Annotated in this window: 14 protein-coding genes; 7 read left to right on the forward strand and 7 right to left on the reverse strand. The window is 52.6% G+C overall.

The window, feature by feature from the left end:
* Positions 1–174: 174 nt before the first annotated feature.
* Positions 175–447 (forward strand): nucleoid-associated protein HU-beta, encoded by a 273-nt coding sequence (hupB, locus tag AJE_RS14415; RefSeq protein WP_008607515.1) that lies wholly within the window; start codon positions 175–177, stop codon positions 445–447.
* Between the two features lie 141 nt (positions 448–588).
* Entirely contained in the window at positions 589–2,496 is a 1,908-nt protein-coding gene (locus tag AJE_RS14420; protein ID WP_083835120.1) for a SurA N-terminal domain-containing protein, read from the forward strand.
* 59 nt (positions 2,497–2,555) lie between these two features.
* On the opposite strand, the gene AJE_RS14425 is transcribed toward AJE_RS14420, so the two are convergent.
* The 7 genes from AJE_RS14425 to pspF form a co-directional block, all read right to left on the reverse strand.
* Positions 2,556–3,749 carry a transporter substrate-binding domain-containing protein gene (locus AJE_RS14425; protein WP_008951454.1) on the reverse strand — a complete coding sequence of 398 codons (1,194 nt, stop codon included), beginning with the start codon at positions 3,747–3,749 and terminating at the stop codon, positions 2,556–2,558.
* A 105-nt stretch (positions 3,750–3,854) separates the two neighbouring features.
* Positions 3,855–4,619: an ATP-binding cassette domain-containing protein gene (locus tag AJE_RS14430; RefSeq protein WP_008951455.1), complete on the reverse strand. Its 765-nt coding sequence runs from the start codon at positions 4,617–4,619 to the stop codon at positions 3,855–3,857.
* Positions 4,616–5,611 carry a peptide ABC transporter ATP-binding protein gene (locus tag AJE_RS14435; protein ID WP_008951456.1) on the reverse strand — a complete coding sequence of 332 codons (996 nt, stop codon included), beginning with the start codon at positions 5,609–5,611 and terminating at the stop codon, positions 4,616–4,618. The genes AJE_RS14430 and AJE_RS14435 overlap by 4 nt, the downstream gene beginning before the upstream one ends.
* Positions 5,611–6,504, reverse strand: coding sequence for an ABC transporter permease subunit (locus AJE_RS14440; protein WP_008607520.1), 894 nt, complete (start codon positions 6,502–6,504; stop codon positions 5,611–5,613). The genes AJE_RS14435 and AJE_RS14440 overlap by 1 nt, the downstream gene beginning before the upstream one ends.
* A gap of 1 nt (position 6,505) precedes the next feature.
* On the reverse strand, positions 6,506–7,522 hold the full coding sequence (locus tag AJE_RS14445) for an ABC transporter permease (protein WP_008951457.1): 1,017 nt from the start codon (positions 7,520–7,522) through the stop codon (positions 6,506–6,508).
* On the reverse strand, positions 7,519–9,129 hold the full coding sequence (locus AJE_RS14450; protein WP_008607524.1) for an ABC transporter substrate-binding protein: 1,611 nt from the start codon (positions 9,127–9,129) through the stop codon (positions 7,519–7,521). Before AJE_RS14450 ends, AJE_RS14445 begins: the two co-directional genes overlap by 4 nt.
* Entirely contained in the window at positions 9,126–10,217 is a 1,092-nt protein-coding gene (pspF, locus tag AJE_RS14455) for a phage shock protein operon transcriptional activator (RefSeq protein WP_008607525.1), read from the reverse strand. Before pspF ends, AJE_RS14450 begins: the two co-directional genes overlap by 4 nt.
* 187 nt (positions 10,218–10,404) lie before the next feature.
* Here pspF and pspA point away from each other — a divergent pair, with 187 nt between their 5' ends.
* The 5 genes from pspA to AJE_RS14480 are packed head-to-tail and all read left to right on the forward strand — an operon-like array spanning position 10,405 to position 14,160.
* Positions 10,405–11,070, forward strand: coding sequence for a phage shock protein PspA (gene pspA / locus AJE_RS14460; RefSeq protein WP_008607528.1), 666 nt, complete (start codon positions 10,405–10,407; stop codon positions 11,068–11,070).
* 30 nt (positions 11,071–11,100) lie between these two features.
* A complete protein-coding gene (pspB, locus tag AJE_RS14465) occupies positions 11,101–11,340 on the forward strand; it encodes an envelope stress response membrane protein PspB (protein WP_008607529.1) in 240 nt (79 codons plus the stop codon).
* On the forward strand, positions 11,330–11,746 hold the full coding sequence (gene pspC / locus AJE_RS14470) for an envelope stress response membrane protein PspC (RefSeq protein ID WP_008607530.1): 417 nt from the start codon (positions 11,330–11,332) through the stop codon (positions 11,744–11,746). The genes pspB and pspC overlap by 11 nt, the downstream gene beginning before the upstream one ends.
* A gap of 21 nt (positions 11,747–11,767) precedes the next feature.
* On the forward strand, positions 11,768–13,153 hold the full coding sequence (locus AJE_RS14475; RefSeq protein WP_008951458.1) for a YcjX family GTP-binding protein: 1,386 nt from the start codon (positions 11,768–11,770) through the stop codon (positions 13,151–13,153).
* A complete protein-coding gene (locus AJE_RS14480; protein WP_008951459.1) occupies positions 13,150–14,160 on the forward strand; it encodes a YcjF family protein in 1,011 nt (336 codons plus the stop codon). Before AJE_RS14475 ends, AJE_RS14480 begins: the two co-directional genes overlap by 4 nt.
* The last annotated feature ends 78 nt before the right edge of the window (positions 14,161–14,238 follow it).

Below are 14,238 nucleotides of genomic sequence, written 5' to 3' on the forward strand. Positions count from 1 at the left end.
GACAGTTTCGGCTAAGCCCTTGTGTAGCAAGGGCTGTAGCCTAAGCCAAAAAAATTAGTTTTAATGTTTCTGCTGCTTGCAAGCAAGGTCTTTGCTTGTTATAACAAGCAGGCAAGGATTAAACCTAATAGCTTGTAGTTGTAGAAAATAATAACAATTGAAGGGGATGATATTGTGAACAAGTCTCAACTGATCGACAAAATTGCTGCGAATGCAGATATTTCTAAGGCCGCAGCAGGTCGCGCGTTAGACGCGTTCATCGACGCTGTTACCGAAGCTCTTAAGGAAGGCGACTCAGTAGCTCTTGTCGGTTTTGGTACTTACAGCGTACGTGAGCGTGCAGCCCGTACTGGTCGTAACCCACAAACCGGTGCTACTATCCAAATCGCTTCTGCGAAAATTCCTTCTTTCAAGCCAGGTAAAGCGTTAAAAGACGCAGTTAACTGATAGAATTTCCGTCCGGCGCGCCGGGGGAGTTCCGCAAGCCAGTAGCTTAGCTCAGGCTTCTATAAAAAAGGCGCATCTGTTAAGATGCGCTTTTTTTTTAACACAACTTTTGTGTCACGACATAACAGAGAAAGCGCAACGATGTTAGAACGAATCAGAGAAGGCTCACAGGGTATGACCGCCAAGATCATTCTTGGCCTGGTGATCCTGACATTTGCATTAGCAGGCGTCGGCGGTTACCTCAGCTCACCCCGTGAGGCGATAGTCGCCGTGGTGAACGGCGAAGAAATCAGTCAGGCACGCTTTGAGCAAGCGTTGCAAAGTGAACGCTCGCGGATGCAGCAGCAGTTTGGTGAAATGTACGACATGCTGGCTGCTGACCCAGGCTATATGGCCAATTTTCGTAGTGAAGTGTTAGAGCGGCTGATTGACGACACCCTGCAAAAGCAATTTGCCCGTCGTTTGGGCTTGCGGGTAGGCGATGATCAGGTGCGTGCTGCGGTGGTGAATTTGCCGGATTTTCAGGTTGACGGTGTCTTTAATAATGACCGTTTTATTGCCATTCTGCGTCAGGCAGGTTATCAGCCAGCTGAGTTCCGTGAACTGATCCGCGAAGATCTGTCAGGCAGCCAGCTGATGCAAGGCCTGCTGGGTAGTGAGTTTGGTTTAGCCGGTGAGATTAATCAGCTGCTGGCGCTGCAACAGCAAACCCGCGACATCCGCTACCTGACGATACCGGCTGAGCGTTTCCGTAGCCAATTAAACCTGAGCGAAGAACAAATACAAAGCTATTATCAGCAGCAAATTGCGCGTTTTATGACGCCTGAGCAAGTGGCGGTTGAGTATGTGGAGTTATCAGCAGCGGCTCTGGCAGCGGATATCGAAGTAACTGAGCAGCAGGTGGCTGACTACTATCAGGCTAATCAGGCGCGCTTTGGCAGTGCCGAACAGCGTGAAGTTGCACATATTATGTTGGAATCCGAGCAGGATGACAGTGCACTTGAGCAACAGGCTCAGGCTTTATTAGCTGAGTTGAAGGCGGGTGCAGATTTCGCCGCCCTGGCGCAGCAGCATTCAGCGGATACCTTCTCAGCTCAAAACGGCGGTGAATTAGGTCCGTTAGTCGCCGGCCAGATGGATGCGGCTTTTGAAGCGGCGGCGATGGCATTAGCGGCAGAAGGTGAGCTGTCGGGAGTGGTACGTAGTGAGTTTGGTTATCATATTATCAAACTCAGTAAATTTACCCCTGCGACAACCAAGACCCTGGCTGAGGTGGCAACCGAAATCCGTAATCAGTTACAGGCCGATCAGGCCACAGCACTGTTTTACGATCTGCAGCAGCGACTGGCGCAAACCGCTTTCGAACAGCCGGATAACCTGGAAGATGCAGCCGAAGCTATCGGAGTCAAGGTCCAGCACACGACTTTATTTAGCCGCGACACTGCACCGGCCTTATTGGCGCAACCAGCGGTATTAAGCCGCTTGTTTAATCCGACCTTTATTGCTGAGCGTTTAAACAGTGATGTGATTGAACTGGCGCGGGATCAGGTATTGGTCGTGCGGGTGAAAGAGCATCAGGTTGCCCGCACCCTGCCACTGGATGAAGTACGCCCAGAGGTTGAAGCAGCGGTACAACAGCAAGAGCTGGCCAGATTAACCGCGGCCTATGCGGCTGAGTTACTTGCAGCGAAAACGGATCTGGACAGTCTGGCAACTCAGGTTGCGGTAACCATTAATGACCATCCGGCAACCCCGCGTTTTGGTGGCGCTCTGGGTACTGAGATCCGTACCAAAGCTTTCGCTATGCCAAGACCAGAAAGTGGCGCTACCAGTCTGGATTCAGTGCAACTGGCCAATGGCGATGTGGCTCTGGTAGCGGTATCAGCAGTAACGGACGCTGAGATCAGCAGTGTACCGGATGCTGGTCAGTTGGAAGCTATTGCCCGTCAGCAGGCAGAGCAAAATTATCAGGCGTTACTGGCAGTACTGCGGGCTGATGCGAAAATCAGCCGTCAACTGCGCAATACTACCCAACCTGACGATATTTAAATCTCAGCTAGTACAAGCCCCGGATATCCGGGGTTTTTTTTTGATTATCACACACTCTGCTATTGAGTGTCGCAGCTGCCGATACTATCACCGTTTAGTTGGCAATATTGCAGACTAGTTTCAACATCCAGCCCCAGAGTAAGGACGCCAAGCTGACGGCCATCGGCAGCGATTACCGGGATACTAAGCTGGGTTAGAAAGCGTGCGGTTGAGGCATCAAACTGTACCTCATCCAAAAAGTAGCTTTGCTTAGTGCCGAAGACTTGCTGATATTTCGCTTCGTCACCCTGCCAGAAATCTGAGGTGATCTCGCTGATGGCAACGTTACGGCCCTGTACATCCATCAGAATAATTTCTGCAACTTGGCCGGCAGAGCTTTGTTGAAATTGTTGTAGTTGTATGGAAAGCGGGCTTAGTAACATTTGCTTTGCCAGGGTCGCGATACCCAGTTCCACTTCTTCGATCCATTGTTGATCCTGTTGCAGGATCTGCTGTTCGGTCCACAGCTGCTGCTTGGCAGCGAGTAATGCCTGCTGCACATCCTGACGACGGCTTAGTGCCTGCGCCTGCGGCAAAAAGCGCTGCAGTATTAACTGCTGTTCCTGCGGTGAGAGCGCAAAGCTCTGTTGGCTGCAGCCAGCGATCAGGGCGTTAAAGCGACTGAGAAACTGTGGTCTGAGTTGCAAAAACTGATTTGAGAAGTAAACCCCCAACGGCACATAACGGAAAAAGCGTAGCTGGTAGTCGCTTTGATTCAGACCCAGCCGTGCAGCGTTTAATTGAAATACCTCTAAGTCCATCAGGATCCGGTCTACGCGCTTTAATTGCAGCAGGCGGACCAGTTCCTCATCGGTATTGACTTCGGTAGTCACGGTTTCTGCCATCAGTTGAAACCATTTTTGCTGGTGACTGCCGCGCACCGCCCCCAGCGCCTTTTCCTGACCGGCCAGTTTTACCGACTGAAGATGTTCAATCCAGTACCAGTTTTCCAGATACAGCGGCGCTGAGAGTTCGCCAAAGGGTTTCATTTCGCTGAGCAGAATAGCGCTAAAATAGCCGTCAAGGCGATTTAGCCGGACTTCCTGCCGCGCTCTGAGCCAGGGTAAACTTACTAGCTGGTAGGGTTGTTGCAATCGTTGGAAAATGCAGTCTATCTGCCGCCGGCTGGCATCCTGATTATCCAGTGGCATATTGGTGCCCATCTGTGCCGGCGTTATGGTCTGGATGCTGAGAATGAAAAGTGCTGTAAACATAAAGTATCCTGCAAGCGCAACTATCCCTGAGTTGTAGTAGGGCGTGTTAACGTTTGCTGCTTGTTTTTGCAGCAGACGTTAACACGCCCTAATTATAGCTGTACTTTAGAGCAAGCTATTGAGTAATTTACGGGTGTAGTCATGGCGCGGCGCACGAAAAACCTCGGCCGTGGGGCCATAATCCGTTGTTTCGCCTTCTGACAATACCAACATATCATCACTCAGATGCTGTACCAGCTGCAGGTTATTGGTAATCAGCAGATAGGCCAGATCGTTTTTTTGCTGTAATTCCAGCAGCAGATTAACGATTTGGGCGCGCAGGGATGGGTCCAGTGCCGACAGGGCCTGATCAAGAATTAACAGCTTGGGATCGAGGATCAAGGCTCTGGCCAGTGCCACCCGTTGTAGCTGCCCGCCGGAAAACATATGTGGATAAAACTCAGCATGTTCGTCTAATAAACCAAGCTGACGTAGTGTCTGGCGGATCTTGGTGCGGCGTTGCGTCGGGTCGAGAATGGTGCTGAACCGTAGTACATCTTCCAGCATCTGACCGACTTTCTGCAATGGGTTCAGTGATTGACTGGCATCCTGAAAAATAAAGCGGATCACATGGTTATACTTTTTATAGTGGCTGATCTCCACCGGCTCGCCAGCCAGGCGGATCACCCCGCTATCCGGTTTTTCGATCCCAACCAGTAACTTCGCTAGGGTACTTTTACCCGAGCCGGTTTCGCCGACTATCGCCAGGGTTTTACCAGACTGCAAACTAAAGCTGATATCGCGTAACGCCTGGATCCGTTTACGCCGGAATAAACCTAAATGCTTGACGTAGGTTTTAGACAGCTGTTCAACTTCGAGTAAGTTACTCATTTATCACCTTTACCCAGCAGCGGAAAATGACAGCTAAAAAAATGATTTTGTAAGCGTTCCTGCTGCGGTGTCTTTACACATTCCTTGCGGGCATTCGGACAGCGGGGGCCGAGCCGACAACCGATAGGCAAATGCTGTAACGTTGGAATGCTGCCATGTAGGGCATAGAGCGGACTTTTGGGGGCCAGCTCGGGTTGAAACTCCGGTACGCTTTTAATCAGGGCGTCGGTATAGGGATGCAAAGGCTGTTGCAGCAAGCTGGCAGTGTCACCACTTTCGACCAGTTGCCCGCAATATAGGACGCTTAAATTTTGGGTATAACGGGCAACGCTTTCCAGTTCATGACTGATCAGCAGCACTGCCATACCTTTTAACTGATTAAAACTGGCCAGTAACCGAAATAGTTGTGCCTGGGTGGTGCTCTCCAGCGCCGTGGTGGGTTCATCGGCAATTAGTAGTTTCGGGTTTTTCGCAATCGCCATCGCGATCATAATTTTTTGACACACCCCTTCTGATAACTGAAACGGATAACTTTGCATCACATTTTGATGATCGCGGATCCCAACCTTGTGTAGCAGGGCAATAGCGCGTTTCTTACGCTCAAAGGGTCTTTGCCACCAACGACTCTCCAGCAGATGGCTTGGGATCGCCTCTTCCAGCTGCTCACCGATTTCTGCGGTCGGATCCAGGCTGCGGCTTGGCTCCTGATAAATCATGGCGATGTCGCGGCCGATAATCTGTCGCCGCTGCTCGCTGCTGATCCTGAGTAAGTCTTGCCCTAACCAGTTAAAACGGTCAGCATGCACATGCCAGCGCCGGTTTAACACGCCGACAATGGCCTTGGCCACCAGACTTTTTCCCGAGCCGGACTCACCGACCAGGCCACGGGTTTCGCCCTCTTTTAATGACAAATTGACCCGGTCAACAGCCCGGATCAACCCATCCGGGGTCTCCAGCTCTATGGTCAGGTTTTTAATATCCAGTAGTAGCATCAGCCTTCCCGCCTGCGTTGCATGGCGATTTTCAAGCCATCGCCGACCAGATTAACAGAGAGTACAGCAGTAAAAATCAATAAGCCTGGGATCGCAACGCTGGCCGGCGCCAGATAAATCAGATCCAGCGAGTCATTGATCATCGCACCCCATTCCGCAGTTGGCGCCTGGGCACCCAGGCTGAGAAAGCCCAGCGCCGCGATATCTAAAATGGCGGTGGATAAGGCCATGGAACACATAATGGTGACTTTCTCCCAAATATTCGGGATCACCAACCGGGTCAGAACCTGCCAGTTATTGGCGCCGTCCAGCCGGTAGGCGGTAACGTAGTCCTGCTTCAGTTGTTCAGCAATAGCATTACGAATGCCGTGTACAAATTGTGGCAGTAGCGCCAGACTAACAGCCCAGGCGGTGTTCGCCAGGCCGGGGCCTAATACCGCGACAATAATAATCGCCAATAGTAGCGACGGGATGGTCAGGATTAAATCAAGTAAATGATTGAAAAAGCTTGATTTAACGCCACGGCTCATTCCAGCCAGTGCGCCCAGTGCCAGACCGGCGATTAAGGCTCCCAGCACCGTGACCAGTGCCAGACCGAAGGTATAGGTAGTACCCTTGAGCATTCTGGACAGCAAATCCCGCCCCAGATCATCGGTACCAAAGGGATACTGTACCAGACCTTGTTCTGACCAGGACGGCGGTAACAGTAATAAATGGTCGGCCTGCAGATAGGGGTCATGTGGTGTCAGTAGCGGCGCCAGAATACTCAGTAACAAAAAACCGGCAAACAAGGCCAGGCCAAACAGGGCACTGTGCTGGCGCGCAAATTCACGCCACAGCTGCACCAGAGGGGAGCGGTTATTTTCTTCAAAATACAAGCGAAACTTCTGCATCTTAACGCTTCCTGGCCAGCGGGTTGAAGAACGTATGCAGGATTTCGGTCAGCATATTAACCGTAATCACCAGTACCGAAATAATCATTAATCCGGCCTGGATCGCCGGGAAATTGCGCTGATAGATGCTGTCGATCAGCCAGCGGCCAATACCAGGCCAGGAGAAGATCACTTCGGTTAGCATGGCAAGCGTGATCAGGGTGCTAAACTGCAGGCCGATTTGCCGGATCACCGGTAACAGGGCATTGCGCAGACCATGGCGGTACAGCACCTGCAAGCGGCTTAACCCCTTGGCTTTTGCGGTTTTAATATAGCTTTGCTCCCAGACATCCAGCATCGCATCGCGCACAAAGCGGATCATCACAGTGGTTGGAAAGGTCGCCAGCGCTAGTGTGGGTAACAGCAAATGCCGCAAGGCATCCTGCAGCGCCGCCTGGCGGTAGCTGACATCGGACAACAGAATATCGACCAGCATAAAACCGGTTTGCGGCGGGATCTCGTAGAGCACGCCAAGGCGGCCACCGGATGGAAACCAGCCCAGACCCACTGCAAATACCATAATCAGCAACAACCCCCACCAGAATATTGGCAGCGAATAGCCGGTAATGGCTATGGCTGAGATCGCTTTACCGATCACACCATCTGGTTTGATTGCCGCCAGAATACCAAGCGGTATGCCGACAAAAAAGGATACCAGCAGGGCGTAGCTGGTTAGCTCCAGCGTTGCCGGTAATACCTGCCTGATCTCAGTTAACAGCGGTTGCTGGCTGGCGAGAGAGAGTCCCCAATCGCCGTGCCAGAGGCGCTGAATAAAAGCCAGATACTGCTGTAAATAGGAGCCATCGAGCCGGTATGCCAGGGTCAGCTGTTCGCGTGTGCTGTCATCCAGATAGCGTAAACCGGAGAAGTTTTGTAATGGATCGCCGGGAAACAGGTAGCCGAGGCTAAAGGCGAAAATACTTAAACCTAGTAATACGGTGCCAAGTAAAAACAGCCGGCGCAACAGGTAAATCGTCATGGTTGCACCCGTCTGGCCTGAAATAAGGCAATACCACCATAGGGGTTAATGCTGACGCCCTCTACCTGCGAGTTCAGCGCCTGGATCCGCTGCGAATGCGCCATAGCAACCAGAGGGAGCTCGTTATGCAGATATTGTTGGGCTGCCAGGTAGTAACTACGTCTTTGCTGCTGATCGCTGGTCAGCAGCGCCTGATTAATCATGCGGTCAAAGACCGGATCACACCACAGGGCCCGGTTAGAGCCGCTGTCTGCGGCTGCACAGCTAAGCAGTGGCCGGAAAAAGTTATCCGGATCGGCATTGTCCGCGGCCCAGCCAATCAGTACGGAATCATGCTCGCCCTGGCTGAGCCGGCGGCGGAAAGCATTCCACTCGTAGCTGACAATGCTGGCATTAACCCCGATCTGCGCCAAATCGGCCTGCAGCAACTCAGCCATTTTCAGCGCATTGGGGTTGTACAAACGTTGTACCGGCATCGCCCAGATGTTCATATTAAAGCCATTGCCATAACCGGCCTCGGCCAGCAGCTCGCGCGCCCGTTGTGGGTTATATTCATGTAACGGAATTTGCGGGTTAAAGGCCCAGGAAGTCGGCGGCAATACGGAGCGGGCAGCGGTGGCCTGATTAAAATAAACGGCTTGCAAAATCGCCCGTTGATTGATCGCCAGCGATAACGCCTGGCGTACCTTAACATTGTCAAAGGGCGCTTTGCGGGTATTAAAGGCCCAGAAACCGACATTCATACTGGTGCTTTCCTGCACCCGGACATCAGGCCGCTCGGTGATTAGCGCCAGCTCGGCCAGTCGCGGGTAAGCAATAATGTCGCACTCATGGGTTAACAACTTGGCCATTCGTCGGGCGTTATTCGGCACTATATCAAATACCAGCTGTGCCATCGCTGCTTCCCCACGCCAGTAGTTGGCATGCCGGTAAAAGCGCACCAGAACATCCTTTTGGTACTCGCGGAAGAAAAACGGCCCTGTACCAACCGGCAGACTATCAATTTGTGCCGGCCGGCCGCTGGCCAGTAACTGCCCGGCATATTCAGCCGACAGAATAGCGGCAAAATCCGTGGCCAGATTGGACAGGAAAGAGCTGTCGGGCCGGCTAAGCTGAAACTGCACGGTAAGCGGACCCGTTGCCCGCACTTCGGTTACCAGAGCAGTCCAGTCAACACTCTGAAAATAGGGATAGACAGCACCACCGACAGCATGGAAAGGATGGTCTGGCTGTAAAATACGATTAAAAGTAAAGACCACATCGGCTGCCTGCAATGGTCTGCTGGGGGTAAAATAATGTGTCTGATGAAACTGCACATCGGGTCTGAGCTGAAACTCATAGGTTCTGCCGTCGGCAGAGCGCTGCCAGCTGCTGGCCAGAGCCGGCAGCAGATCGCCACTTTGCGGGTCAATATCCAGCAGCCGGTCGTACAGTTGCTGGCTGATAATATCAATGGTGGTGCCAGAGGTCACCCGCTGTGGATTAAAATGTTCCGGTGAGCCCTCTGCGCAATAGACTAAACCGCCCTCACGCAGCGGGCCCTGATCCCGGCTGCAGCCGCCGAGCAGGGCAACACAAAGCAGGCTTAAACAAGACAGATATTTCACTGCTGACTATCCAGTAACTGATATTTTTTCATATACCCCCTGAGCTGATGATAGGTCAGTCCCAGCACATCGGCGGTTTTTTTCTGATTATACTGACAAGCTGCCAGTGCTTGCTTAATTAAGCGCACCTCAAAGTCCTGCGACAGCGTTTTAAAATCCAGGTTGCCGGAAAAATCAAACTCTGCGGCAACGCCTTGTACTGCCGCCGAGCCGGGCTGTAGGGCCGATGCCAGGGGCTGCGTTGCCTGCGGTAGCGGCTCAGATAGCACCCGGCTCACTGGTGCTTTGATCCTTTTCTGAGGCCGGTAGGCTGATTCAAAGGGGTCGAGCTGAATAGTATGTACCGGCACATAGCCATTATTGTTGCGGTATACGGCGCGCTCAACCACGTTTTTCAACTCCCGTACATTACCGGGCCAGTCGTAGTCCAGCAGCGTTTTCTTAGCTTTTTCAGTAAAGCCGCTGAATAACTCCAGCCCCAGCTCGCGTGCCATGTTGATGGCAAAGTGCTCCGCCAGCAGCAGAATATCCTCCCGGCGCTCGCGCATCGGCGGCAGAGTGATCACATCAAACGCCAGACGGTCCAGTAAATCTGCCCGAAATTCGCCTTGTTCTGCCATCGAGGGCAGATCTTCATTGGTGGCGCAGACCAGGCGCACATCCACCCGCACCGGCCGGCTGCCACCAACCCGCTCAAATTCACCATATTCAATAACCCGCAGCAATTTTTCCTGCACCATGGCCGGGGTATTGGCCAATTCGTCCAAAAACAGGGTGCCGCCATTGGCGCGCTCAAAGCGGCCCTCATGGCGTTTACTGGCGCCGGTAAAGGCACCGGCTTCATGCCCGAACAGTTCGCTTTCTAATAAATTTTCGTTTAAGGCGGCACAGTTCAGCGTAAGATATTGTTGATCCCAGCGCTGCGACAGAAAGTGCAGGCGGGCTGCAATCAGCTCTTTACCGGTACCGCGCTCGCCAATGATCAGCACCGGCTTATCCAGCGGCGCCAGTTGTGACACCTGATCCAGCACGTTTAAAAAACTGTTGGCCTGGCCTAGCAGGTTATCTTGTTGGAACTTCCTATTCATGAGCAGCCATAAGTTAGCGAAAATTACTAATAAATAGTGTATTTCATAACGTGACTAAGCGATAGTTGAATTTTAAAATAAAAAATAATGTTATATTTCAACTAGTTAATCTGATTTTGCAAGTTGGCAAGAAACCTGAATAACAAAAGGTGTCGATGTCAGTCATCATTAAACAGAGGTAATTATTATGGGTATTTTTTCACGCTTCTCCGATATCGTGAACTCCAATATCAACGCTTTACTGGATAAAGCGGAAGATCCGGAGAAAATGGTCCGCCTGATTATTCAGGAAATGGAAGATACACTGGTCGAAGTCCGCTCTTCTTCAGCGAAAACCATCGCGGAGAAAAAAGAGTTACAACGCCTGATCAACCGGCTGCAGGAAGAAGCCGCAGACTGGCAGGCGAAGGCCGAACTGGCATTGTCAAAGGAACGTGACGATCTGGCACGCTCTGCCCTGATTGAACGGGAGAAAGCCAGCGAACAAGCCGATGCAGTTGCCCGTGACATTGCTAATCTGGATGAGCATATCAGCAAGTTACAGGACGAAGTCGCCCAGTTACAGGAAAAGCTGGCCGATGCCAAAGCACGGCAAAAGAGCATGTTAATGCGCCGTCAGACCGTTGCTAACCGTCTGGAAGTGAAGAAAACACTGGATAGCAACAAAATTAACGATGCGATGTACAAATTTGAGCGTTACGAGCAGAAAATTGATACGCTGGAAGCTCAGGTTGAAGCCTATGATTTAGGTAAGAAATCGTTAAAAGACGAATTTGCTGAGCTGGCTGCGCAAGACAAAATTGACCAGGAACTGGCTGCTCTGAAAGCCAAAATGCAGAACAAAGACGCCTGAGTACAGGCGTCCTTTTTGAAGGACTAACGAATGGATATTCATGAGATTATTTTTGTGCCACTGATCCTGTTTATGATCTTTGTGGCACCGCTGTGGGTGATTATGCACTACCGCAGTAAAAATAAGATTAAACAGGGCCTGAGTGATGCTGAGTTGAACCAGTTGAACGAGTTGACCGTCAGAGCTGAGAAAATGGCCGAGCGGATCAAAACCCTGGAAGCCATTTTAGATGCCGACAGCCCAAGATGGAGGAATCAGCATGGTCAGTAAAAAGCGTGAACTGTTACGGGACGACGAGAACGGCAAAATCGCCGGGGTCTGCGCCGGTATTGCGGATTACTTCGGCTGGGAATTGTGGCTGGTGCGGATCATTACTGTCTCGGCGTTCTTCCTCGGCGGTGGTGGCATTGTACTGGTGCTCTATATTGCGGCCTGGGTGGTGCTGGAAAAAAAGTCGAAAGCGGCTTTTGCCGCCGGCTCGACTGAGGCTAGCCAGGATTATGCCAATAAGCCGGTGGAGTTAAAAACCCGGGTTTGGCAGCGAGGTGAGTCACCACGTCAGGCGTTGCAACACCTGAATCATCAGTTTAACAGCATGGAGCTGAAATTGCGGGATATGGAGCGGCATGTCACATCCAGCCGCTTTCAGCTGAACCGTGAATTTAATAACCTGTAACCCCTGACTGTCGGACTGCGCATGAGTTGGTTGGAAAGTATTCAGTATCACGGCCGGCAACTTGGCCATCGCACTCTGGACCGGCACCTGCGGCTTGGCGTTACCGGGCTGAGCGGTGCCGGCAAAACCGCCTTTATCAGTTCACTGGTGCATCAGTTGACCGTCGGCGACCAAACAGCGCATCTGCCTTTTTTTAGCGTGCTACAACAGGGGCGTTATCTCGGTGGCCGGCTGGCACAAAACCAGCCGCTGGCGATCCCCCGCTTTCCGTATGAGCAGAATTTACGCTATCTGAGCGCTGAGCCAGCGCAATGGCCACCGTCAACCACCGGCTGGAGCCAGCTTAACCTGAGCTTGCGCTACCGCCCGCAGGGCGCTATTCGGTCACGGTTGCAGCAACATAGCGAGCTGCAGCTGGAAATTATTGATTACCCGGGAGAATGGCTGCTCGATTTGCCGCTGCTACAGCAGGATTACCGGCAATGGTCAACATTTTGCTGGCAACTGTTTCAACAGCCACACCGTCAGGCCAGCAGTGTGGCGTTTAAAGCACTTTTGCAGCAGTGTGATTTACAGAGCCTGTCTGAGGTACAACTGCAAGAGCTGACAGAGAGTTACCGCAGCCTGCTGCTGCAATACAGTCAGCAGAGCGGTTGTTATCTGCAGCAACCCGGTCGGTTACTGATCCCCGGTGAACTGGCCGGCGCGCCGATGCTACAACTGTTTCCGTTATTGCCGGAGCAACTGGAAACAGATTCGCCGCTATTGCGTCGCATGACCGAGCATTATCAAAGCTACTGTGATTATGTGATCAAGCCTTTTTACCGGCAGCATTTTTCAAGGCTCGACCGTCAGGTGGTGCTGGTGGACTGTCTGGCTGCATTAAACGCCGGTTACAGTGCGGTACAGGAGTTACAGCAGGCACTCGGCTTGATAATGCAAAGCTTTCGCTATGGCCCGGCCAGCTTGCTAAGCCGGTTATTTCAGCCGCAGATCAGCAAGGTACTGTTTGCCGCCAGTAAGGCGGATCATGTGACGCCGGACCAGCATAAGGCCCTGACGTTATTGCTGCAGCAGTTGTTGCAGCAACCGATCAAACAAAGCGTCTATGCCAGTGCGGCCACTGAAGCGATGGCGATTGCAGCTGTGCGCGCCAGTCAGGCTGGCTTTGTGTTGCAGCAGGGGCAACGCCAGCCTTGTATCAGCGGCCGTGATCTGGCAACTGGCGAGCCGGTGACCCTGTATCCGGGCGAAGTGCCGGCGCAGATCCCGCCGGCCGGTTTGTATCAGCAACATCAGTTTCAATTTCCAGCCTTATTGCCGACAACGCAGGCCGCCGCCTTACCTTTACCCCATGTCCGGATGGATCATGTGCTGGAGTTTTTGCTCGGAGACAAACTACGATGAAACCCTTAAAGTCGGCCCAGCATTTTAGTCAGGAGCAGATAGCAGCAATGGAGCTCCCGAAAGCCCGTCAGCAGTTAGAACCCCAGCCGCTGTTACCGCTGGATGACGTGGCGCCGCCAGAGCCTTCCGCCTCCAGCCGGTTCAGTGTGTTATGGTTGGCGGCAATGTGCGCCTTGCTGGCGTTAATCTCACTGGGGCTTTGGCAGTGGACAGCCTGGCTGACACAGCAATGGCAGCAAAGCCTGCTGGCCGGTACTCTGGTTAGCCTGTTTAGTGGCGCTGTGCTGACCATCCTGTTGGTGCTATGTTACCGCGAGTGGCGCTTGTGGCGGCAGCTGCAACGTAATCAGCAGTGGCAGCAACAGGCGCAACGTATTGCGGCGAATGTACAATTTGGCGAGGCCTTACCGCTTTGCGATGCCATTTTGCGCGCTTTGCCGCCGGATGCGCTGACGCAAACTGCAATAGCTGACTGGCGTGCTGCGATCAAGCCTGAACACAGCGATACCGAGATCCTGACCTTATTTGAGCAGCAACTGCTGCAACCCTTGGATCGGCAGGCGCAACAGCTGATCTGGCGCGGTGCCACCGACAGCAGTCTGGCTGTCGCGATCAGCCCGTTCGCGCTGGCGGATATGTTACTGGTGCTGTGGCGCAGCAGCCGGATGTTACGCCAGCTGGCCAGGCTCTACGGCGCACCTGTTGGCCAGTTGCGTAGTCTGGTATTAATCAAGCAGGCGATAGCAACCTTACTTTGGGCCGGCAGCTCAGAATTGGCGCTCGACATGGCGGCGGATGTGTTAAGCAGTGAATTAACGGCAAAACTCTCTGCCCGGGCCGGGCAAGGCGTGGTTGCCGGTTTATTGGTGGCGCGGCTGGGCAATATCGCCATGATGCAATTACGGCCTTTACCCTTAGCGCAAAGTCAGAAAATTCAGCCCGCACAGCTGGCAAAAGCCCTGGTTGGACGTTTTAGCCCGGCTGAGCCGACTGCCAACAAAAGCTGATAGCGCCGTCTGCCAACAAAAGCTGACAGCGGGCACTGGTCAGAGTTTTTATTACTTCAGACAGCAAGCCGTCTGGCT

Source organism: Alishewanella jeotgali KCTC 22429, from assembly GCF_000245735.1.
GTDB lineage: Bacteria > Pseudomonadota > Gammaproteobacteria > Enterobacterales > Alteromonadaceae > Alishewanella > Alishewanella jeotgali.